The sequence below is a fragment of the Sinorhizobium fredii USDA 257 genome (assembly GCF_000265205.3).
GTDB lineage: Bacteria > Pseudomonadota > Alphaproteobacteria > Rhizobiales > Rhizobiaceae > Sinorhizobium > Sinorhizobium fredii_B.
The window spans coordinates 4,936,743-4,957,161 of sequence record NC_018000.1 but is presented as its reverse complement, the minus strand read 5'-3'; the positions used below and the strand labels follow the sequence as shown (position 1 = coordinate 4,957,161).

General features: G+C 62.6%; 16 protein-coding genes. 10 read left to right on the top strand and 6 right to left on the bottom strand.

Annotation, left to right across the window (positions count from 1 at the left end):
• Window positions 1–75: 75 nt before the first annotated feature.
• Window positions 76–2,439 (top strand): bifunctional diguanylate cyclase/phosphodiesterase, encoded by a 2,364-nt coding sequence (locus USDA257_RS23240; protein WP_014765438.1) that lies wholly within the window; start codon window positions 76–78, stop codon window positions 2,437–2,439.
• Between the two features lie 65 nt (window positions 2,440–2,504).
• On the opposite strand, the gene iolG is transcribed toward USDA257_RS23240, so the two are convergent.
• Complete coding sequence (iolG, locus tag USDA257_RS23235) at window positions 2,505–3,497, bottom strand: inositol 2-dehydrogenase (protein ID WP_014765437.1); 993 nt, start codon at window positions 3,495–3,497, stop codon at window positions 2,505–2,507.
• 427 nt (window positions 3,498–3,924) lie between these two features.
• Here iolG and USDA257_RS23230 point away from each other — a divergent pair, with 427 nt between their 5' ends.
• Window positions 3,925–4,155 carry a hypothetical protein gene (locus tag USDA257_RS23230; RefSeq protein ID WP_014765436.1) on the top strand — a complete coding sequence of 77 codons (231 nt, stop codon included), beginning with the start codon at window positions 3,925–3,927 and terminating at the stop codon, window positions 4,153–4,155.
• Window positions 4,156–4,158: 3 nt separating this feature from the next.
• Here USDA257_RS23230 and USDA257_RS23225 read toward each other — a convergent pair whose 3' ends face one another.
• Window positions 4,159–4,623, bottom strand: a complete 465-nt coding sequence (locus USDA257_RS23225; protein ID WP_014765435.1) for a hypothetical protein — start codon at window positions 4,621–4,623, stop codon at window positions 4,159–4,161.
• Between the two features lie 89 nt (window positions 4,624–4,712).
• Window positions 4,713–5,696, bottom strand: a complete 984-nt coding sequence (locus tag USDA257_RS23220; RefSeq protein WP_014765434.1) for a LysR family transcriptional regulator — start codon at window positions 5,694–5,696, stop codon at window positions 4,713–4,715.
• Window positions 5,697–5,971: 275 nt separating this feature from the next.
• Here USDA257_RS23220 and chvE point away from each other — a divergent pair, with 275 nt between their 5' ends.
• The 6 genes from chvE (at window position 5,972) to araD (ending at window position 14,482) form a co-directional block, all read left to right on the top strand.
• Window positions 5,972–7,039: a multiple monosaccharide ABC transporter substrate-binding protein gene (gene chvE, locus USDA257_RS23215; protein ID WP_014765433.1), complete on the top strand. Its 1,068-nt coding sequence runs from the start codon at window positions 5,972–5,974 to the stop codon at window positions 7,037–7,039.
• Between the two features lie 196 nt (window positions 7,040–7,235).
• Window positions 7,236–8,771: a multiple monosaccharide ABC transporter ATP-binding protein gene (gene mmsA / locus USDA257_RS23210; RefSeq protein WP_014765432.1), complete on the top strand. Its 1,536-nt coding sequence runs from the start codon at window positions 7,236–7,238 to the stop codon at window positions 8,769–8,771.
• Entirely contained in the window at window positions 8,771–9,985 is a 1,215-nt protein-coding gene (gene mmsB, locus USDA257_RS23205) for a multiple monosaccharide ABC transporter permease (protein ID WP_014765431.1), read from the top strand. Before mmsA ends, mmsB begins: the two co-directional genes overlap by 1 nt.
• A gap of 155 nt (window positions 9,986–10,140) precedes the next feature.
• A complete protein-coding gene (gene araD1 / locus USDA257_RS23200; RefSeq protein ID WP_041415549.1) occupies window positions 10,141–11,136 on the top strand; it encodes an AraD1 family protein in 996 nt (331 codons plus the stop codon).
• 71 nt (window positions 11,137–11,207) lie between these two features.
• On the top strand, window positions 11,208–12,641 hold the full coding sequence (locus tag USDA257_RS23195) for an aldehyde dehydrogenase family protein (protein WP_014765429.1): 1,434 nt from the start codon (window positions 11,208–11,210) through the stop codon (window positions 12,639–12,641).
• 95 nt (window positions 12,642–12,736) lie between these two features.
• Window positions 12,737–14,482 (top strand): L-arabinonate dehydratase, encoded by a 1,746-nt coding sequence (araD, locus tag USDA257_RS23190; RefSeq protein ID WP_014765428.1) that lies wholly within the window; start codon window positions 12,737–12,739, stop codon window positions 14,480–14,482.
• Window positions 14,483–14,714: 232 nt separating this feature from the next.
• On the opposite strand, the gene USDA257_RS23185 is transcribed toward araD, so the two are convergent.
• From USDA257_RS23185 to USDA257_RS23175, 3 genes are read right to left on the bottom strand one after another with little or no spacing between them, the layout of a single operon-like run.
• Entirely contained in the window at window positions 14,715–15,560 is an 846-nt protein-coding gene (locus USDA257_RS23185) for a transglutaminase family protein (protein ID WP_014765427.1), read from the bottom strand.
• Between the two features lie 16 nt (window positions 15,561–15,576).
• A complete protein-coding gene (locus tag USDA257_RS23180; protein WP_014765426.1) occupies window positions 15,577–16,518 on the bottom strand; it encodes an alpha-E domain-containing protein in 942 nt (313 codons plus the stop codon).
• 4 nt (window positions 16,519–16,522) lie between these two features.
• Window positions 16,523–17,917 carry a circularly permuted type 2 ATP-grasp protein gene (locus USDA257_RS23175; protein ID WP_041415548.1) on the bottom strand — a complete coding sequence of 465 codons (1,395 nt, stop codon included), beginning with the start codon at window positions 17,915–17,917 and terminating at the stop codon, window positions 16,523–16,525.
• Window positions 17,918–18,842: 925 nt separating this feature from the next.
• On the opposite strand from USDA257_RS23175, the gene USDA257_RS23165 reads away from it, so the two are divergent.
• Entirely contained in the window at window positions 18,843–19,772 is a 930-nt protein-coding gene (locus tag USDA257_RS23165) for a DMT family transporter (RefSeq protein WP_041415546.1), read from the top strand.
• A 10-nt stretch (window positions 19,773–19,782) separates the two neighbouring features.
• Complete coding sequence (locus USDA257_RS23160) at window positions 19,783–20,346, top strand: cysteine hydrolase family protein (RefSeq protein WP_014765422.1); 564 nt, start codon at window positions 19,783–19,785, stop codon at window positions 20,344–20,346.
• Window positions 20,347–20,419 lie beyond the last annotated feature (73 nt).

Genomic DNA, 20,419 nt, shown 5'->3' with positions numbered 1-20,419 from the left:
GAATTATCATACTAGTACAATTTACGGTTATTTAGCGTCTGCTTGCCAAGCTGTTTTCCGAGGCGGGAGACAGTCATGTTCTCAGTACTTGCATGCATCAGCGATCGTCACGACTGGCGTCTGGTTGCAGTGGCGGCGATCGTCTGTCTGGCCGGCAGCGCGGCGACGATGCTGCTCCTGCAGCGCGCCGAGCGCAGCGAAGGCTGGCAGCGGCACCTCTGGACCGCGGCCTGCGCCTTTGCCTGCGGCGTCGGCGTCTGGTCGACGCATTTCATTGCGATGCTCGCCTATGACGGTGGCGTGCCGATCGCCTACGACGCCTGGGGCACATTGTTTTCCGCGCTCGTTGCGGTGGCCGCGTCCTGGATCGCCTTTGCGACGGCCCTTGTCGGCACCTCCCGCTATGCTTTCCCCGGTGCCGGAATTTTCCTCGGCCTCGGCATCGCCGCCATGCATGTAACGGGCATGCGCGCCATCGAGACCCAGGGGCGAATCGACTTCGATCCGCAGATGAGCTTCGCCGCCGTCTTATTCGGCCCGCTGATCGCCGCCCTTGCGCTCCATGCCTTTCGGGCTCTCGGAGGCGCGCACAAGCTGGTCGCTCCGACGCTGCTGCTGGTGCTTGCAATATGCGTCCTGCACTTCACCTCGATGAGCGGCGGCACCCTGGTGCCGGACCCGAGCGTGGCGGCAGCGGACGCGTTCGATCCCGTCTGGCTCGCCGGCGGTGTCGTCGTCGCCTCCACCACGCTGATCCTCACCGCCTTGGGCGCGCTCTTCATCGATCGGCATCTGACTGACCTGCGCGGTCTCGCCAACGCATCGCTCGAGGGAATGGTGATCGTCTGCAATGGCAGGGTCGTCGATGCGAACGAACGGTTTGTCAGCCTCTGCGGCGCGAAGGCGGCCGATCTTATCGGCAGAAAGCCCGAAGGGCTCTTCGCGTCACCGCAGGGTCACGAGCCGCGCGAGCGCCAGATCGACAACGGTCCCGCCGAGGTCGAACTGATCTGCGCCGACGGACGCCGTGTGCCGGTCGAGCACGTCTGCCGAACGATCGAGTATCGCGGCCGCCAATCCGACGTGATCTTCGTGCGAGACCTCAGCGCCCGCAAGGAGGCCGAAAGGACCATCGAGCATCTGGCGCATCATGACGGCCTGACGGATCTCTCCAACCGCAGTTCCTTCGAGAGACGGATGAGACAGGCCCCAGCGGTCGCGGCTGCAAGGAACGAACACCTCGCCGTCTTCTGCCTCGACCTCGATCGCTTCAAGGCCGTGAACGATATCTTCGGCCATGGCGAGGGGGATCGGATCCTGCGCAAGGTTGCCGATATTCTCCGCGCCGCGGCGGGTGAGGCCGACACGATCGCGCGGCTAGGCGGCGACGAATTCGCGGTCCTGCAGACCGGTGCCGTCCAGCCGGAGGCGGCGCGGCAATTGTCGGACCGCATCCTCCGGCTCTTTGCGGAGGAGATGGATACCCACCGCGATCCGATGGCCGTCGGCGTCAGCATGGGGGTGGCGATCTATCCCGGTGACGGCGCGACGGCCGAGCGGCTCTGCAACAATGCCGATACGGCGCTCTACCGGGCCAAGCGGTCGGGCAAGGGCATCGCCTGCTTCTTCGATGCGGAAATGGACGAGACACTGCGCTCGCGCCGGCAGATGGAAAGCGATCTCCGGCATGCGATCCTTCGGCGTCAGCTGTTCCTCGAATACCAGCCGCTCGTCGACGTCCATGACGACCGAGTGGTCGGATACGAGGCGCTATTGCGCTGGAGACACCCGGAGCGTGGGATCGTCGGGCCGAACGTCTTCATTCCGATCGCCGAGGAAAGCGGCTCGATCATCCAGATCGGCGAATGGGTGCTCGAACAGGCCTGCGCCGAAGCGGTCCGCTGGGCAGACCCTCTGCCCGTCTCGGTCAACATCTCGCCGGTCCAGTTCCTCGTGCCGAGCCTTTTCGATCAGATTGCCGGCATCCTGCGGCGCACCGGCCTCGAGCCTCGACGCCTGGAGCTGGAACTCACCGAAGCGGCGCTGTTGCACAACCGGGAAGACGTGCTGGCGGCGCTCGTCCGGTTGCGGCTGCTCGGCGTCAGGATCGTCATGGACGACTTCGGCACGGGACATTCGTCCCTCGCCAACCTGCAGACTTTCCCGTTCGACAAGCTGAAGATCGACTGCAGCTTCACCGCGGCACTCGACAAGGACCCCGCCGCGCACGCGATCATCCGCGCAATCATCGCGCTTGGCCATAGCCTCAACCTGCCGGTCGTGACCGAGGGTGTCGAGACCGAGCGGCAGAAGCAGATCATCGTCGAGGAGGGGTGCCGGCAGATACAGGGCTTCCTCACCGGCCGGCCGGGACTTGCGCCGAGTGCCGGAGCGATCTCGTCGTCGGACGCCCCGGCGCTCCGACATGCCGAGGCGTAGTCTGCCTCAGCAACAAAAAAGGCCGGGGGACGCCCGGCCTTTTGGCGTTCAAGATCGCTCCAGCGTCAGGCGACGCTGATCTGGCGCTTTTCGGCGACCGACCGGACGGCCGCGTCGGCAAGGGCAAGCGCCGCGAGACCATCCTTGCCGGACGGCGTGATTACCGCACCCTTCTCGATCGCGGCGATGAAGCTCTCGATCTCGTTGGCATAGGCTTCTGTGTAGCGTGTCATGAAAAAGTCGTGCAGCGGCGGGCGCGTGTAGCCGTCGCCGGTGGCGATTTCGATCGAGACCGGGCGCTGGTTCTCGGCCGAAACGGCGCCCTTGGAGCCATGCACCTCGATGCGCTGGTCGTAGCCGTAGGTGGCGCGGCGCGAGTTGGAGATGACCGCCTGCTTGCCGGATGCGGTCTGCAGGATGACGGAGACGCTGTCATAGTCGCCGGCTTCGCCGATCGCCTTATCGACGAGCACGGCGGCGGTCGCCGTCACCGAAACCGGCTCCTCGCCGAGCAGGAAGCGCGCCATGTCGAAATCGTGGATCGTCATGTCGCGGAAGATGCCGCCCGACCGCTTGATATAGTCGACCGGCGGCGCGCCCGGATCGCGCGAGGTGATGGTCACCATTTCGACGTCGCCGATCGTGCCGGCGTCGATTGCCTTGCGCACGGCCATGAAATGCGGGTCGAAGCGGCGGTTGAAGCCGACCATCAGCTTGGCGCCGGTTTCGGCGACCACCTTCAGGCACGCCTTGACGCGATCGACGTCGAGATCGATCGGCTTTTCGCAGAAGATCGCCTTGCCGGCCCGGGCAAAGCGCTCGATCAGATCGGCATGGGTGTCGGTCGGGGTGCAGATGACGACGGCATCGATGTCGGAGGCCGCCTCGATCGCCTCGATGGTGCGGACCTCGCAGCCATAGGCCTTGGCGATCGCCTCCGCGGCGGCCGGAAAGGCATCGGCAACCGCGACAAGGACGGCGTCCGGATTGCCGCTGACGGCTTTCGCGTGAACCTTGCCGATACGTCCGGCGCCCAGAAGACCAAATCTCACTGTCATCTTCGTCTCTCTCGAATTCCGGTTCCAGACCGGGTGGGTGCGCGATGATATTGACGCTCATCGCGCAGAGGCGTTGCGGGCGATTACGTCCGCGAATAGCAGATCAATGAGAGAGGCAGTGGCCGATTCCTCCCGCGCCCTTGTGCCTCTCCCCAATGCCGTCACACAGATTCCAGTGTCCTGTCTTTCGGCAGATGTTCGTCAAATCGGAATGAAACGGCCACGAAATGCGTTTTCAGAATGTTTATTCCATTTGCCGCTCCGACGTCAAGCCGGTGGCGACGCTTGTCGCCGACGCCGCATGTCTTTGTGGCGCGCTCCGTGCCGCTCGGGATTGCCGGACAATTATGGCCTTTAACCGGTATCGATTTGAAGAATTATGCGATAGACGAGAGGCAAGGTGCGCAGTTTCCTCAGAGGCAATGCCATGATCAAATTCATCGACCCGGATCACCCGTTCTACCGGCCCCTGTGGATACGCCTGCTCATCGTTGCCCTGTGTGCAGTGTGGACGGCTGTCGAGTTCTATGGCGGGCAGACGATGTGGGCGACGATCTTCCTTGTCGTGACCACCTATGCCGGAGCCGCTCTCCTGATCTTCTACAAGCCGAAGCAGCCGGACGAAAAAGGGAGCGAAGCGGGCGACCAGACGAAGTAGAGGCTAGGTCGCGGACTGTCCGAGCCTTCGCAACGCTTCGTCGATGAGCATGTTGGCGAGTTTCATCCGGATGGTGGCGTTCGCCCGGAACTCCGGCGGCAGCCGGTCGGGATGGTTCGCGGCGGCAAAGCGCCGGCGCTTGGCAGCGAGTGTCAGCCCGGTTTCCCCATCACCGAGATCGAGTTCGGCCGCGACATCGGCAAGGCTCGTGCGCTGCAGGTGGTCGGGCACCACGCGCGGTTCCTCGGCCCGTTCGGCAGCGGCCAAATCCCGGTAGGCTTTCTCGACGGTGCCGAATGCGGCGCTCGTCCGTGCCGGCGTCTCGACGACAAAAGCCGGCGAACGGCCGATCGGCGGTTGCATGAAACCGCGCGCCGCCTGTTCCCGCTCGGGGTCCGTGTCCCCATCCATGATCTGCTCGGCCTTCAGGCGCTCGAGCACCGATTGAAACACCGACATGCCGAACATGGCGTCTCCCGTGATCTGCCGCGCGCAAATTAAGCGAAACGCCGTGCGAGCCGGGACGATCTTGCCCATCGAGGATTATGCGGGCCTGATCACGTCCGGCTTTGTTTGAGGATCAGGTCGTAAAGCAGTTTCGCGCTCGGGGGGAGGGCCCGGCCCTCGGCGGTAATCAGGCCGTAGGGCTTGATGCGGATCGGGAACTCAGTCGGCAGGATCCGGATTTCGCCGGCCTGGGTGCCGTTTCCGGCGACAAGCTTCGCCACGTCGAGCGCGACGGGGGCGATGGCATTCGTATTGCGGACGATCGACAGCGTCAGGATGATCGAGGATGTATTGATGACGGTCGAAGGCAGTCGGACGCCGGCCGAGATGAAACTGTCTTCGACGGCGCGGCGCAGCAGGGTGCCTGGCGGCTGAAACACCCAATCATAACCCGGCAGGTCGTCGGCGCTGGCGGAAGCGTGGTCGAGCAGCGGGTGGCCCTGGCGAACGATCAGGCAGACTTCCTCAAAACCGATTTCGACCAGGTTGAAAAGACGGGGATTGAGGTCGTCCGGGATGCGGCCGACCACGAAGTCGTGGCGCGCGGCAAGCAGTTCGCGTGTCAAAACGTTGCTGTTGTCGATCTGTACATTGATCTCGATACCGGGATAGGCCGTCGAAACCTGGCGGATGGCCGGCACGGCGAGATTGAGCGCAGGGCCGGTGACGGAGCCGAGTGAAACCGACCCGCCGCTGCCCGTCTTCAGTTCGCTGATCTCGCGGGCGGCCTCGCGCAGTTCGAGAAAGATCGTCCGCGACCGCCGGGCGAGCGCTTCACCGTAACGGGTCAATTCGACGCCCCGGGCCACCCGCGCGCAGATCGGGGCCTTCACGATCGCCTCGATTTCGGCGAGCATGCGCGAGGCGGCCGGTTGGGACACGCCGAGCGATTCGGCCGCGGCGCTGATACGGCGATAATCGTCGATCGCCAGAATGAGCCGCAGGTGGTTGATCTTCAGCCCGGACCGGAAAAGGCCGGTGTCGAAGGTGTCTCCCGGCGGGGTCGCGATACTCGGTTTGCTGTCGAGGGTCATTTTCCGGCCCTGCTATTCAAGAGATTCATAAATCACACTCTTTGAGGGTCGTATACCAATTTTGGTATGTACACAAAGCGATATTGTATTTGACAGTTATGGCAATTGATTCCAGTTTCCAGCCATGTGCGGCAGCGCATGCGGGAGTATGCTAAGACAGGGAGGACCTTCCTTTATCTTGAAACGCCGTCGGGGACGAATTCTCCGGGCCGGTGAATCGCTGCGCATATGACGGGGGCTCCGGCCGCCGGCTTCAACACTCAGGGAGAGATCTGATGAAATTGATTACTTCGCTTCTCGCAGCCGCCGCGATGTCCGTCGCAGCCTTCGCTGCGCCGGTATTCGCCCAGGACAAGGGCACGGTCGGCATCTCCATGCCGACGAAGACGTCGACCCGCTGGATTTCCGACGGCGAAACCATGGAGAAGCTTTTCAAGGAAGCCGGCTACACGCCGGACCTGCAGTTCGCCGACGACGACATTCCGAACCAGCTCGCGCAGATCGAGAACATGGTGACGAAGGGCGCGAAGGTTCTCGTCATCGCCGCCATCGACGGCACGACGCTCTCCGACATCCTGCAGAAGGCAGCCGACGCCGGCGTCAAGGTCATCGCCTATGACCGCCTGATTCGCGATTCCGGCAACGTCAACTACTACGCCACCTTCGACAACTTCCAGGTCGGCGTGCTCCAGGCGACCTCGCTCGTCGAAGGCCTGAAGCTCGACGGCGCCAGCGGGCCGAAGAACATCGAACTCTTCGGTGGCTCGCCGGACGACAACAACGCCTTCTTCTTCTATGACGGCGCGATGTCCGTTCTGCAGCCGCTGATCGATAGCGGCAAGATCGTCGTGAAGTCCGGCCAGATGGGTATGGACCAGGTCGGCACGCTGCGTTGGGACGGTGCGGTTGCCCAGGCGCGCATGGAAAACCTGCTGTCGTCCACCTACACCGATGCCAAGGTCGACGGCGTTCTGTCGCCCTATGACGGCCTGTCGATCGGTATCATCTCGGCTCTGAAGGGCGTTGGCTACGGCTCGGGCGACCTGCCGATGCCGATCGTTACCGGTCAGGACGCGGAACTGCCTTCGGTCAAGTCGATCATGGCCGGCGAACAGTACTCCACGGTCTTCAAGGACACCCGCGAACTCGCCAAGGTGACCGTCGGCATGGTCAACGCGATCATGGACGGCAAGGAGCCGGAAGTGAACGACACCAAGACCTATGAAAACGGCGTCAAGGTCGTTCCCTCCTACCTGCTGAAGCCCGTTTCGGTCGACAAGACCAATGCCAAGGACGTGCTCGTCGGCTCCGGCTACTACACGGAAGATCAGATCAACAACTGATCTGGCTCGAAGGGTCCGCGGCTGGCCGCGGGCCCTTTCGCCTGACGCGACGTGCATCTTGCATCTTGCAGACGCACCATGGTCGCTATGATAATTTGAACTGCTTCATGGGTTCCCCGGATCTCGACCGATCCGGGGGCCATGCGGCGGGTGGAAGCCTGCAGTCTCTTGCAGATTGCCGCTGGAATGGCTGAATATGGACAATATCATTCTTGAAATGCGGGGCATCACGAAGACGTTCCCGGGCGTCAAGGCGCTGGACAATGTCTCGTTCAAGGTCCGCGAAGGCGAGATCCATGCCCTGGTCGGCGAAAACGGTGCCGGCAAGTCGACCCTAATGAAGGTGCTGAGTGGCGTCTATCCCGCTGGCACTTACGAGGGCGAGATTCACTACGACGGCGAGGAGCGTCGCTTCAGCACGATCGCCGACAGCGAAGAACTCGGCATCATTATCATCCACCAGGAACTGGCGCTCGTTCCGCTGCTGTCGATCGCCGAGAACATCTTCCTCGGCAACGAGATCGCCGACAAGGGCGTCATTCATTGGCCGCAGACCTTTGCCCGGACGCAGGAACTGCTCAAGAAGGTGGGCCTAACCGAGTCTCCCGCGACGTTGATCACCGATATCGGCGTCGGCAAGCAGCAACTGGTCGAGATCGCCAAGGCGCTGTCCAAGAAGGTGCGGCTGCTGATCCTCGACGAGCCGACCGCATCGCTCAACGAAAACGACTCCGACGCGCTCCTGAAGCTGCTCATGGAGTTCCGCAATCAGGGGATGACCTCGATTATCATCTCGCACAAGCTGAACGAGATCAAAAAGGTTGCCGACCAGATCACCATCCTGCGCGATGGCGGCACGGTAGAGACGCTCGACTGTGACAAGGAAGACATCAGCGAGGATCGGATCATCAAGGGGATGGTCGGCCGGGCGATGGAAGACCGCTACCCACCGCGCGAACCGAAGATCGGCGATACGCTGCTCGAGGTGAAGAACTGGAACGTCTTCCATCAGCATCACCGCGACCGGCAGTTTCTGCACGATGTCAGCTTTAAGGTTCGGGCCGGCGAGGTCGTCGGCATCGCCGGGCTAATGGGCGCCGGCCGCACCGAAACGGCGATGAGCATCTTCGGCAAGTCGTGGGGACACAAGATCACCGGCGAGGTGACGATGCGCGGTCAGCCGGTGGACGTCAGCACGATCCCGAAGGCGATCAAGGCGGGTCTCGCCTATGTGACCGAGGACCGCAAGCAACTGGGCCTCGTGCTGATCAACAACATCAAGGAGAACACCACGCTCGCGAATCTGAGCGCGGTAGCTCCGAGCGGCGTCATCGACGAGCGCAAGGAGCGGAAGGTCGCCGCCGACTATCGCGCGAAGCTCCGGATCCGCTCGCATTCGATCTATCAGGAGGCGGTGAATCTTTCGGGCGGCAACCAGCAGAAGGTCGTGCTGTCCAAGTGGCTGTTCACCAATCCCGAAGTCCTCATACTCGACGAGCCGACCCGCGGTATCGACATCGGCGCGAAGTATGAGATCTACACCATCATCAACCAGCTCGCAGCCGAGGGTAAAGGCATTCTGATGATCTCGTCGGAAATGCCGGAACTGCTCGGAACCTGCGATCGCATCTATGTCATGAACGAGGGCCGCATCGTGGCGGAGCTTTCCAAGGAGGAAGCAAGTCAGGAGTCCATCATGCGGGCCATCATGCGTTCAGGGGAGAAACACTAATGGTCGCCGATACGAGCACCCATCCCACCAAACCCTCGATCGGGGACTACCTCAGGAACAACATCCGCGAATACGGCCTTCTGGTCGCGCTCGTGATCATCATGCTGTTCTTCCAGTTCGTCACCAACGGCGTTCTCTTCAGGCCGGTCAACATCACCAACCTGGTGCTGCAGAACTCCTTCATCGTCATCATGGCGCTGGGCATGCTGTTGATCATCGTGGCGGGTCACATCGATCTGTCGGTCGGTTCGATCGTCGCCTTTGTCGGGGCGATTTCGGCCATCATGCTCGTCAAATGGGGTCTGCCGGCCCTCGTCGTCGTTCCCGCCTGTCTTGTCGTCGGCGGCATCATGGGGGCGGCGCAGGGCTATTGGGTGGCCTATCAGAAGATCCCGTCCTTCATCGTCACGCTCGCCGGCATGCTGGTGTTCCGCGGAATGACTTACGTCGTCCTCGGCGGCCGTCCGATCGGGCCGTTCCCGAAGGATTTCCAGATTCTCTCGACAGGCTTCGTTCCTGATTTTCTCTACTTCCTCAGCCCGAGTCCCGAGATCATCAAGAACATGGTGGCGCTCGTGGCGGTGCTGGCGCTGGTCGGCTATGCGATCTATGCCGGCCTGCGCAATCGCCGCGTCAATGAGCAGCACGGTACCGAGAACGAGCCGTTCGTGTTCTTCGCGGGCCAGATGGCGGTCATCGGCGTCGTCGCCCTGTTCATCGGCTTCCAGCTTTCGACCTATCGCGGCCTGCCGAACGTGCTCATCGTCATGGGCGTGCTGATCGCCCTCTACACCTTCATCACGACGCGCTCGACGATCGGTCGCCGGGTCTACGCCATGGGCGGCAACGAGAAGGCCACCAAGCTCTCCGGCATCAATACCGAGCGGCTGACCTTCTACGCCTTCGTCAACATGGGCGTGCTCGCGGCACTCGCCGGCATGATCATCACGGCGCGATTGAACTCGGCCACCCCGAAGGCAGGCGTCGGCTTCGAACTCGACGTCATCGCGGCCTGCTTCATCGGCGGTGCGTCGGCATCGGGCGGTGTCGGCAAGATCACCGGTGCGGTGATCGGCGCCTTCATCATGGGCGTGATGAACAACGGCATGTCGATCATGGGCATCGGTATCGACTACCAGCAGCTCATCAAGGGCCTCGTACTGCTCGCGGCCGTGTTCTTCGACGTCTACAACAAGAACAAAGGCAAGGGCTGATCGGATTTCCGGTCAGCTCCCATTGACCACATCATGAATGGGCGGCCGACCGAGGCTGCCATAGCTGGGTGGTGCGAGCCACTCTCGAGGCGAAGCATTGCCTTTCCTCATGGAAACGAATGCCCGAAGCCAACTCGATCAGGAAGGATAGAGACGTGCTGATTTCGCAAGTCAGGAACGAAGACGGATCGATTGCAGTCGCAGTGCGGGCGCCGGGTGAAACGGCGCGGCTCGTCAAGTACGCGGAAAGCGTCTACGCATTGGCGATGGAAGCGGCGAATGCCGGCAAGGGCCTCAAGGGGGTCATCGACGCCAGAGGACTCGGAGAGACGATCGATCTCGATGCAGCCTATGCCGAAGGGCGCATGCTGCCGCCGATCACCCATCCGGATCCGGCGCACCTGCACCTGACCGGTACCGGGCTGACACATCTCGGTTCCGCCGCGACGCGTGATGCGATGCACAAGAAGACCACCGAGGCGGCCGAGGAAACGCTGACCGATTCGATGAAGATGTTCCGGATGGGGCTCGAGGGTGGCAAGCCGAAGCCGGGCGAAAAGGGCGTCCAGCCGGAGTGGTTCTACAAGGGGAACGGTACGGCCGCGGTCGCACCGGGCCAGCCGCTGACCTCGCCCTCCTTTGCGGAGGACGGCGGCGAGGAGCCGGAAATGGCCGGTATCTACGTGATCTCCGACAAGGGTGCGCCTTATCGGCTCGGCTTTGCGGTCGCCAACGAATTCTCCGATCACAAGACCGAGCGGGTCAACTATCTGTGGCTGGCGCATTCGAAACTGCGCCAGGCGAGCTTCGGGCCGGAAATCCGCATCGGCGCGGCGCCGGACGACATCCGCGGCACGTCGCGAATCCTGCGCGGTGGCAAGGTCCTGTGGGAAAAGCCGTTCCTCTCGGGCGAGGCCAACATGTCGCACAGCTTCGCCAACCTGGAATATCACCATTTCAAGTACGGCCTCTTCCGCGCCCCGGGCGACGTGCATGTGCACATGTTCGGGACGGCGACGCTTTCCTTCGGCGACGGCATCCGCACCGAAGCAGGGGACGTCTTCGAGATCGAGGCCAAGGACTTCGGGCTTGCGCTTCGCAATCCGCTGGCAATTGCCGCGGAAGAAGAGATCGCCATACATCAGCTCTGATATATCTGTTATAGCAACCAGCGGCCGCGACGGGCGGCCGCTTGCGACAAGAAAACAAGGAGGCTGAAGCCATGACACTTCACCAGAACCTGATTGCCGGCGAATGGGTCGGCGGCGACGGCATCGCCAACGTCAACCCCTCGAACACCAATGATGTCGTCGGCGAATATGCCCGCGCGACGGTAGATGATGCGAAAGCGGCGATCGCCGCGGCGAAGGCGGCCTTTCCGGCCTGGTCGCGCTCCGGCATCCTCGAGCGCCACGCCATCCTGAGGAAGACTGCCGACGAGATCCTCGCCCGCAAGGACGAACTCGGCCGGCTGTTGTCGCGCGAGGAAGGCAAGACGCTCGCCGAGGGCATTGGCGAGACGGTGCGGGCCGGGCAGATCTTCGATTTCTTCGCCGGCGAGTGCCTGCGACTGGCGGGCGAAGTCATCCCCTCGGTGCGTCCGAACATCGGCGTCGAGATCAGCCGCGAACCCGTCGGCGTCGTCGGCATCATCACGCCGTGGAACTTCCCGATCGCCATTCCGGCCTGGAAAATTGCGCCTGCGCTTTGCTACGGCAACACCGTCGTCTTTAAGCCCGCCGAGCTGGTACCGGGCTGCTCCTGGGCGATCGTCGACATCCTCAACCGCGCCGGCCTGCCGAAAGGCGTCTTGAACCTCGTCATGGGCAAGGGCTCGGTGGTCGGCCAGGCGATGCTCGACAGCCCGGACGTGCAGGCGATCACCTTCACCGGCTCGACCGGCACCGGAAAACGCGTCGCGATGGCCTCGGTCGAGCACAATCGCAAGTTCCAGCTGGAGATGGGCGGCAAGAACCCGTTCGTCGTGCTCGACGACGCCGATGTTGCGGTGGCGGTCGAAGCGGCGGTCAATTCGGCCTTCTTCTCGACCGGCCAGCGCTGCACCGCTTCGTCGCGGATCATCGTCACCGAGGGTATCCACGACAAGTTCGTCGCGGCGATGGGCGAGCGGATCAAGGGTCTCGTCGTCGACGACGCGCTGAAGGCCGGCACCCATATCGGTCCGGTCGTCGACCAGAGCCAATTGAACCAGGACACCGACTATATCGCCATCGGCAAGCAGGAAGGCGCCAGGCTTGCCTTCGGCGGCGAGCTTATTTCGCGCGACACGCCCGGCTTCTACCTGCAGCCGGCGCTGTTCACAGAGGCCACCAATCAGATGCGCATCTCCCGTGAGGAGATCTTTGGTCCGGTCGCTGCGGTCATCCGGGTGAAGGACTATGACGAGGCGCTCAGCGTCGCCAACGACACGCCGTTCGGGCTGTCCTCCGGCATCGCCACGACGAGCCTCAAGCATGCGACGCATTTCAAGCGCAACTCGGAGGCCGGCATGGTGATGGTCAACCTGCCGACCGCCGGCGTCGATTTCCACGTGCCGTTCGGCGGCCGTAAGGGCTCCTCCCACGGCCCGCGCGAACAGGGCAGATACGCCGCCGAATTCTACACAACCGTCAAGACAGCCTACACGCTGGCTTAAGCACCCGAGCGGGATGCGGACGGGCAGATAGCTGCCTCATCCCGCTCTGAGCCGACGTGTCCCCGCCCGCCCCACGGGCCCGAAGGAAAGAAGAAATGAAGAAGAAAGCTGAGTGGCCGCGCAAGCTCCGTTCGCAGGAGTGGTTCGGCGGTACGGGCAAGAATGCCATCATGCACCGCTCCTGGATGAAGAACCAGGGGCTCCCCGCCGATACCTTCGACGGACGGCCGATCATCGGCATCTGCAACACCTGGTCAGAGCTGACGCCCTGCAACGCGCATCTGCGCGACCTCGCGGAGCGCGTGAAGCGCGGCGTCTACGAGGCGGGCGGCTTCCCGGTGGAATTCCCGGTCTTTTCGACCGGTGAGAGCACGCTTCGCCCGACGGCGATGATGTTCCGCAACCTCGCGGCCATGGATGTCGAAGAGGCGATCCGCGGCAATCCGGTCGATGGCGTCGTGCTCCTCGGCGGATGCGACAAGACCACGCCCAGCCTGCTGATGGGCGCGGCGAGCGTCGATATCCCGGCGATCGTCGTGTCCGGCGGCCCGATGCTGAACGGCAAATGGCGCGGCAAGGATGTCGGCTCCGGCACCGCGATCTGGCAGTTCTCGGAAATGGTCAAGTCCGGCGAAATGACGCTGGACGAGTTCATGGATGCCGAGCAGGGCATGGCCCGTTCGGCGGGAAGTTGTATGACTATGGGTACCGCCTCGACGATGGCGTCGATGGCCGAGGCACTCGGCATGACGCTCTCCGGCAATGCTGCGATTCCGGCCGTCGACGCCCGTCGCCGGGTGATCTCGCAACTCACCGGCCGTCGCATTGTCGAGATGGTCAAGGAAGACCTGAAGCCCTCCGACATCCTGACCAAGCAGGCCTTTGAAAACGCCATCCGCGTCAACGGCGCGGTCGGCGGTTCGACCAATGCCGTGCTGCACCTTTTGGCGCTTGCCGGCCGCGTCGGCGTCGACCTTTCGCTCGACGATTGGGACAGGCTCGGCCGCGACGTGCCGACGATCGTCAATTTGCAACCCTCCGGCAAGTATCTGATGGAGGAGTTCTATTACGCTGGCGGCCTGCCGGTGGTCATCAAGGCGGTCGCCGAGATGGGACTGCTCCACAACGACGCCATCACAGTCAGCGGCGATACGATCTGGAATGACGTCAAGGGTGTTACCAACTACAACGAAGACGTCATCCTTCCCAAGGAAAAGGCACTGACGAAGTCCGGCGGCATCGCCGTGCTGCGCGGCAATCTGGCGCCAAGGGGCGCCGTGCTGAAGCCTTCCGCCTCCTCGCCGCATCTGATGCAGCACAAGGGCCGCGCCGTCGTGTTCGAAAGCATCGAGGACTACCACGCCCGCATCAACCGCGACGATCTCGACATCGACGAGAGCTGCGTCATGGTGCTGAAATATTGCGGCCCGAAGGGTTACCCGGGCATGGCCGAGGTCGGCAATATGGGCCTGCCGCCCAAAGTGCTGAAGAAGGGGATCACCGACATGATCCGCATTTCCGATGCGCGCATGTCGGGCACGGCCTATGGCACCGTTATCCTCCACACCGCACCGGAAGCCGCCGAGGGCGGGCCGCTGGCGCTCGTCCAAAACGGCGACCTGATCGAGGTCGACATCCCGAACCGGACGCTGCACCTTCATGTATCCGACGATGAGCTCGCCCGTCGGCGTGCCGCCTGGGTATCGCCGGTCAAGCCCCTCAACGGCGGCTATGGCGGTCTCTACATCAAGACCGTCATGCAGGCCGATACAGGCGCCGACCTCGACTTCCTGGTCGGCACGCGCGGAGACCGCATCCCGATGGACCGCGACAGCCATTGAGGGGCAGCAGGGGCAATTGCCTTTTGCTCCCGGCTGCCTTGCGAATTACCCCTCACCCTAACCCTCTCCCCGCGGGCGGGGAGAGGGGACTACAGCAGCTTCGCTGCATGTTTCCTAGGTTGGCTGCGATTTAGGAGTAGGAGGTCTCCGGAGTTTCTTTCACGCCGCTTGCGGGAGAAAGTGGCCGGCAGACCGAATGAGGGCAGTTGTGGCGATTTTCCCCGTCAGTGGCTCACTGGCTCTGATTTTGGCCGTGCCCTTGACTCTGGCTCTGCGTTTGCCCCTGTCGCTCCACCGTGACCGCCACCTTCAGCGTCTCGCTGGCGACGCCGTGAACCAATCCGGAGACCGGCGCGGCATCGCGATAGCAAAGACCGGTGGCGATGCGGATATAGCGGTCGTCGGGGCAGATCTTGTTGGCGGGATCGAAGCCGACCCAGCCGAGGCCGGGTAAGTGCACGTCGGCCCAGGCGTGGCTTGCTGTCTGCTCGGGATGGCCTTCGACCATCAGATAGCCTGAGACGTAGCGGGCGGGCAGGCCGAGGGTGCGCGCCGCCGAGACGAGGATGTGGGCGTGGTCCTGGCAGACGCCCTTGCCGCGCTCGAGTGCCTCTTCGGCGGTGGTGTCGGCATGGGTCTCGCCCGGCTCGTAAGTGACGGTTTCGTGAATGATGTCCATCAAGACGTGCATGCGCTCGAGGTCCGTTGCGCCTTCTGCGGATTTCGCAAGCTCGCGGATCAGCTTGCCCGCTTTGCTGAGCGAGGTTTCACGGGCATAGAGCCAGAGCGGCACGTAGGACTGGTGTGGGCCAAAGACGCCTGCCTTGTCCTCCGTCTCCACTTCGCCGCTCGCCTCGATCCGGAAGGTCGTCCGATCCGCGTCGACGCTGACGAGATGCGTGCGGTTGCCGAAGTGGTCGTCGTAGCTGACTTCGACCCCGGCGCCATCGACGAGCGTCCTCCAGTTCAACACCGTCTGGCCGGGCTGCGTCGTCGGCGTCAGGCGCAGCCGCTGCAGCGCATAGGGGACCGGCTCGTCGTAATGGTACTCGGTCGTGTGGCTGATTTTCAGGTGCATTCGAACCTCCTGGGCCTCAGTGGTAGAATCGATAGCCGTCGGTTATTTCCTGGCCCAGACGGTTGTTGTGGCTGATGAATTCTTCCAGATATTCATGCAGGCCCCGATCCATGATGTCGCTGATCGACTGGCTGCGCAGAGAAGCGAGCGTCACTTCGGCGGTCTCGTGGGCAGAATGCCTTTCGCCATATTCGCGCGCCAGATAGCCGAGATTGCTGACGATCTTTTCGTAGCAATAGGCGAGCGAGCGCGGCATGCGGCCGTTCGAGATCAGGAAGTCGGCAATGTTGGACGGCTTCAGTTCCGCGTCGTAGACCCAGCCATAGGCGCGGTGCGCCGAGACGGAGCGCAGAATCGATTCCCACTGCACGTTGTCCATCGACGATCCGACGGCCGAGACGGCCGGCAGCAGTACGTAGTATTTCACATCGAGGATGCGGGCGGTGTTATCGGCCCGCTCGATGAAGGTGCCGATACGCGAGAAGTTGAAGATCTCGTTCCTCAGCATCGTGCCGTGGAAGGCGCCGCGGATGAGACCCGCACGGCGTTTGATGGCATCGATGATCTCGGGCATGTCGGCCGGCCGCACCTTCTTGGCGAGCATTGCCTTCATCTCGATCCAGCATTCGTTGGTCGCTTCCCAGGTCTCGCGAGTCAGCGCCGTTCGAACCATGCGGGCATTGTGGCGGCTCGCCTCGATACAGGACAGGACGCTCGACGGATTGGCGCGGTCGCGCAGCAGGAAATCGATGGCGTCGCCGCTCGTCAACGTGTCGTGCACTTCGTCGTAAAGCTCGCGGACGCCGGCGCTCTGCAGCACGCCGTCCCAGTCGCCCTCGGTCGACTCGCTGCGGGTCAGCGACATGCGCAGGCCCGCGTCGATCAGCCGGGCGCCGTTCTCGGCGCGCTCGATATCGCGGAACATCCAGTAGAGGCCGTTCGCAGTTCTTCCCAACATGGCCTCAGTCCTCCAGTACCCAGGTATCCTTGGTGCCGCCACCCTGGCTGGAATTCACCACCAGGGAACCCTCCTTCAGCGCGACGCGCGTCAAGCCGCCGGGAATGATCTGCACCTTGTCGGAAACGAGCACATAGGGACGCAAGTCGACGTGCCGCGGTGCGATGCCCTTGTTGACGAGGATCGGCACGGTCGAGAGCGATAATGTCGGCTGGGCGATATAGTTGCCGGGACGCTCCTTGAGCTTTTCGGCGAAGGCGGCGCGCTCCCGCTTGGTCGCCGTCGGCCCGACGAGCATGCCGTAGCCGCCGGAGCCGTGTACTTCCTTGACGACGAGTTCGTCCAGATGATCGAGCACGTATTTGAGGCTCTGCGGTTCCGAGCAGCGCCAGGTCGGTACATTTTCGAGCAGCGGCTTGCGGCCGGTATAGAATTCGACGATCTCCGGCATGTAGGAATAGATCGCCTTGTCATCGGAAATGCCGGTGCCGGGCGCGTTGGCGATGGTGATGTTGCCGGCGCGATAGACGTCCATGATACCGGGAATACCAAGTGCCGAATCCGGCCGGAACGTGAGTGGATCGAGGAAATCGTCGTCGACGCGGCGATAGAGCACGTCGATCGCCTCGTAGCCGCGCGTCGTGCGCATCTTCACCTTGCCGTCGATCACCCGCAGATCGGAGCCTTCCACCAATTCGACGCCCATCATATCCGCGAGAAACGCGTGCTCGTAGAAGGCGGAATTGTAGATGCCGGGGGTGAGCACGGCGACGCGCGGCTTGCCGGCGCAACCGGGCGGCGCCAGCGACGACAGGCTCTGGCGGAGCAGATAGGGATAGTTCTCCACAGGCCGCACGCGGTTTTGATGGAAGAGTTCCGGGAACATCTGCATCATCGTTTCCCGGTTCTCCAGCATGTAGCTGACACCGGAGGGCGTGCGGGCATTGTCTTCCAGGACGTAGAACTGGTCCTCGCCGGTGCGCACGATATCGGTGCCGACGATATGGGTGTAGACGCCGCCGGGCGGCCGGAAACCGATCATCTGCGGCAGGAAGGCGTCGTTCTTCTCGATCAGTTCGCGTGGGATTCGGCCGGCGCGGATGATCTCCTGCTTGTGGTAAATGTCATCCAGGAAGGCATTGAGCGCGATCACGCGCTGTTCGATTCCCTGAGCGAGGCGGCGCCATTCGCGGCCGGAGATGATGCGGGGAATGAGGTCGAAGGGGATGAGCTTTTCGGAAGAATCGGCGTGTCCGTAGACCGCGAAGGTGATGCCCGTCTTGCGGAAGATGTTCTCCGCTTCTTTCGATTTCGCTATGAGCCGGTTTCTGTCCTGGCTGGCATACCATTGATGATACGTCGAATATGGCTGGCGCGGACTGCTGTCCGCATTGATCATTTCATCAAATGCCAAAGGCGTGGTCCCCTTATTTTTGACCATTTGAGTACAACGTTTGCCGCAATGCAAGAAGCGTGCACGTTTGCCGATGAAGAATTTTCGGCCTGCCCCGATCCATAATTTGAAAGCGCTTTCGCTCCTCGAGGCGCAGCGGTCTTTGCCGCCGGATTTCTCCTACTGGTCCGTAAACGGGCAGATGCCTGAATATTCGGCGGCCCACCACAGGTTGTCGTCGCGCCAGCGGCCTCGCTTTGCCGGTCTTGTTCGTCGATCGGGCAGGCGTAAAATGTCCGCGCTGGCGGATAGTCGCCCCGAGGCAGAGACGGAATGGACGCACTCTACGAGATTGCCGAACGGCCGGCGCAGCGGGTCACCGGTCGCCTCTGGCATGGCACATTCGTGGAAGCCGCCGACGGCGCCATCACAGGCTGATTGCCGAGACGCAGGAGCATTGCCGGCGCACCCATCCGCGGGATCATGCCGCCCTCATCGGCCTTTCCTGGGACGTCCGGCCGGAGGGCTTCAGCTGTCTCATCGGCTATGTGGGCGAGGATCACGCGACCTTCGCCGCGTCCGAGCACATGAATCTGCCGGCGATGCGCTTCGCTACGACGATGCACCACCCCGAAGGAGGGGATGTCTTCGTCCAGTACAGCAAGATATTCGATTGGATCGAAGCGGAGGGGTATGCCGTGGATCAGACCCATCTTCACTATCGCGAGGAATATGGGGCTGGCTTCGTATCCCCCTCTGCATCCGCCCTCCGCCTGATGGTTCCGATTCGCTGATCGCAACCATCAGAAAAATTGCTTTGACCAAGGGAGGTACGCGGTCTATCGCCCCGGGCGACGGTCTCTTCCGGATCTGGTGATCCGCCTTGCCTGACCCGCCTAACTGGACCCGCCTCACTGGGGAAACGCCGATGATGCTCGCCCGCCTGGCCCCGGCCATTTTCGTGCTGCTCTGGTCGACGGGCTGGGTGGTCGCGAAATACGCCGCGTTCTTTGCGGATCCGTTGACCTTCCTGGCGCTGCGCTACAGCGTGGCGATCGTGCTCTTCATCGGTTTCTGCGCAGCAACCGGTGCGCGCTGGCCGCGCTCCTGGAGCGTGGTCGGCCATGCGGTGATGTCCGGGATATTTCTACACGGTCTTTATCTTGGGGCGGTGTGGTGGGCGATCGGGCAGGGGGTGCCTGCGGCCATATCCGGCATCATCGCGGGGTTGCAGCCGTTGATGACCGCAGCTGTCGCGCCATTCCTGATCGGCGAGAATCTCAGCCGGCAGCAGCGGCTCGGGCTGGTGCTCGGCTTTTGCGGCATCGCGCTCGCCGTCTTGCCGAAGACGCTGGCAATCGACACCGAATCGACGCCCATCCATCTGCTGCCGGTGGCCGTCAACGTGCTCGGGATGGCGGCGGTGACCTATGGTACGCTTTACCAGAAGCGGTATCTGCAGCACGGCGACATTCGGTCGATCGCCGCCCTGCAATATGTCGGCGCTCTGATCGTCACCGTGCCGCTGGCCCTGATGCTCGAAGATCTGCGCGTCACCTGGAACATTCAGCTCCTCGCCGCCCTTGCCTGGTCCGTTCTCGGCCTGTCGATGGGGGCGATCGCGCTGCTGCTCTATCTCATCCGTCGCGGCCAGGTGTCGCGCGCCGCATCACTCATCTATCTGGTGCCGCCGCTCGCGGCGGTTCAGGCGGCGCTCTTCTTCGGCGAAGCCCTGACCTGGCCGATGATCGTCGGCACGATCATCGCGGTCACCGGCGTCTACCTCACCAATCGCAAGACAAGGGGTGCGGCGCCTGCAGGAGAGCGCGCAATCAATGTTGCGGTAGGTTCAGTGAAATAGAGGCGCCTCAATGACCAAGGCACTGCTGATCATCGACATACAGAACGCCATCCTTTCAGGAAAAGGTAGAGAAGACCGACAAAGGCTTGTCGATGCGGCGTTAAACGAAACCGTCGCGCGGCTCTGCGCCTTAAAAGACAGGGCCCGAGCCGCAGGTGTTCCGGTGGTGCTGGTCCAGCACGACGGGGACGAGAAGCATCGATTGGCAGTCGGGACGCATGGCTGGGCCATTCGCGACGAGATCGCGCCTGCCTCAGGCGACGTCGTCGTTCACAAGAAAAGCTGTGACTCGTTTTTCGAGACCGACCTCTCCACGCGCCTTGAGGAGCGTTCCGTCACGCATCTGGTTATCGGCGGATGCATGTCCGAGTTCTGTGTCGATACCACCGTGAGGCGGGCGGTTTCGCTCGGATATGCTGTGACGCTGGTTGCCGACGGACACACGACGGCGGATTCGGGCGCTCTCGCATTTCCCGAGATCGTTGCGCACCACAACGAAACGCTTGATGGGTTCGATGCAGGTAGAGCGAGGGTCGAGGTTCGGCCCGCTGCCGAAATAACTTTTCCGACGTGATAGGACCGAGCGGCAGCTATCGATATTGGCGGGGGATCTTCATTGCAAAAACTCGACCGCAGAGAAAATCCGC

Coding starts and splice junctions, on each gene's coding strand:
- USDA257_RS23240 (WP_014765438.1), top strand. CDS start 76: ATGTTCTCAGTACTTGCATGCATCAGCGATCGTCACGACTGGCGTCTG.
- iolG (WP_014765437.1), bottom strand. CDS start 3,497: ATGACAGTGAGATTTGGTCTTCTGGGCGCCGGACGTATCGGCAAGGTT.
- USDA257_RS23230 (WP_014765436.1), top strand. CDS start 3,925: ATGATCAAATTCATCGACCCGGATCACCCGTTCTACCGGCCCCTGTGG.
- USDA257_RS23225 (WP_014765435.1), bottom strand. CDS start 4,623: ATGTTCGGCATGTCGGTGTTTCAATCGGTGCTCGAGCGCCTGAAGGCC.
- USDA257_RS23220 (WP_014765434.1), bottom strand. CDS start 5,696: ATGACCCTCGACAGCAAACCGAGTATCGCGACCCCGCCGGGAGACACC.
- chvE (WP_014765433.1), top strand. CDS start 5,972: ATGAAATTGATTACTTCGCTTCTCGCAGCCGCCGCGATGTCCGTCGCA.
- mmsA (WP_014765432.1), top strand. CDS start 7,236: ATGGACAATATCATTCTTGAAATGCGGGGCATCACGAAGACGTTCCCG.
- mmsB (WP_014765431.1), top strand. CDS start 8,771: ATGGTCGCCGATACGAGCACCCATCCCACCAAACCCTCGATCGGGGAC.
- USDA257_RS23195 (WP_014765429.1), top strand. CDS start 11,208: ATGACACTTCACCAGAACCTGATTGCCGGCGAATGGGTCGGCGGCGAC.
- araD (WP_014765428.1), top strand. CDS start 12,737: ATGAAGAAGAAAGCTGAGTGGCCGCGCAAGCTCCGTTCGCAGGAGTGG.
- USDA257_RS23185 (WP_014765427.1), bottom strand. CDS start 15,560: ATGCACCTGAAAATCAGCCACACGACCGAGTACCATTACGACGAGCCG.
- USDA257_RS23180 (WP_014765426.1), bottom strand. CDS start 16,518: ATGTTGGGAAGAACTGCGAACGGCCTCTACTGGATGTTCCGCGATATC.
- USDA257_RS23175 (WP_041415548.1), bottom strand. CDS start 17,917: ATGATCAATGCGGACAGCAGTCCGCGCCAGCCATATTCGACGTATCAT.
- USDA257_RS23165 (WP_041415546.1), top strand. CDS start 18,843: ATGCTCGCCCGCCTGGCCCCGGCCATTTTCGTGCTGCTCTGGTCGACG.
- USDA257_RS23160 (WP_014765422.1), top strand. CDS start 19,783: ATGACCAAGGCACTGCTGATCATCGACATACAGAACGCCATCCTTTCA.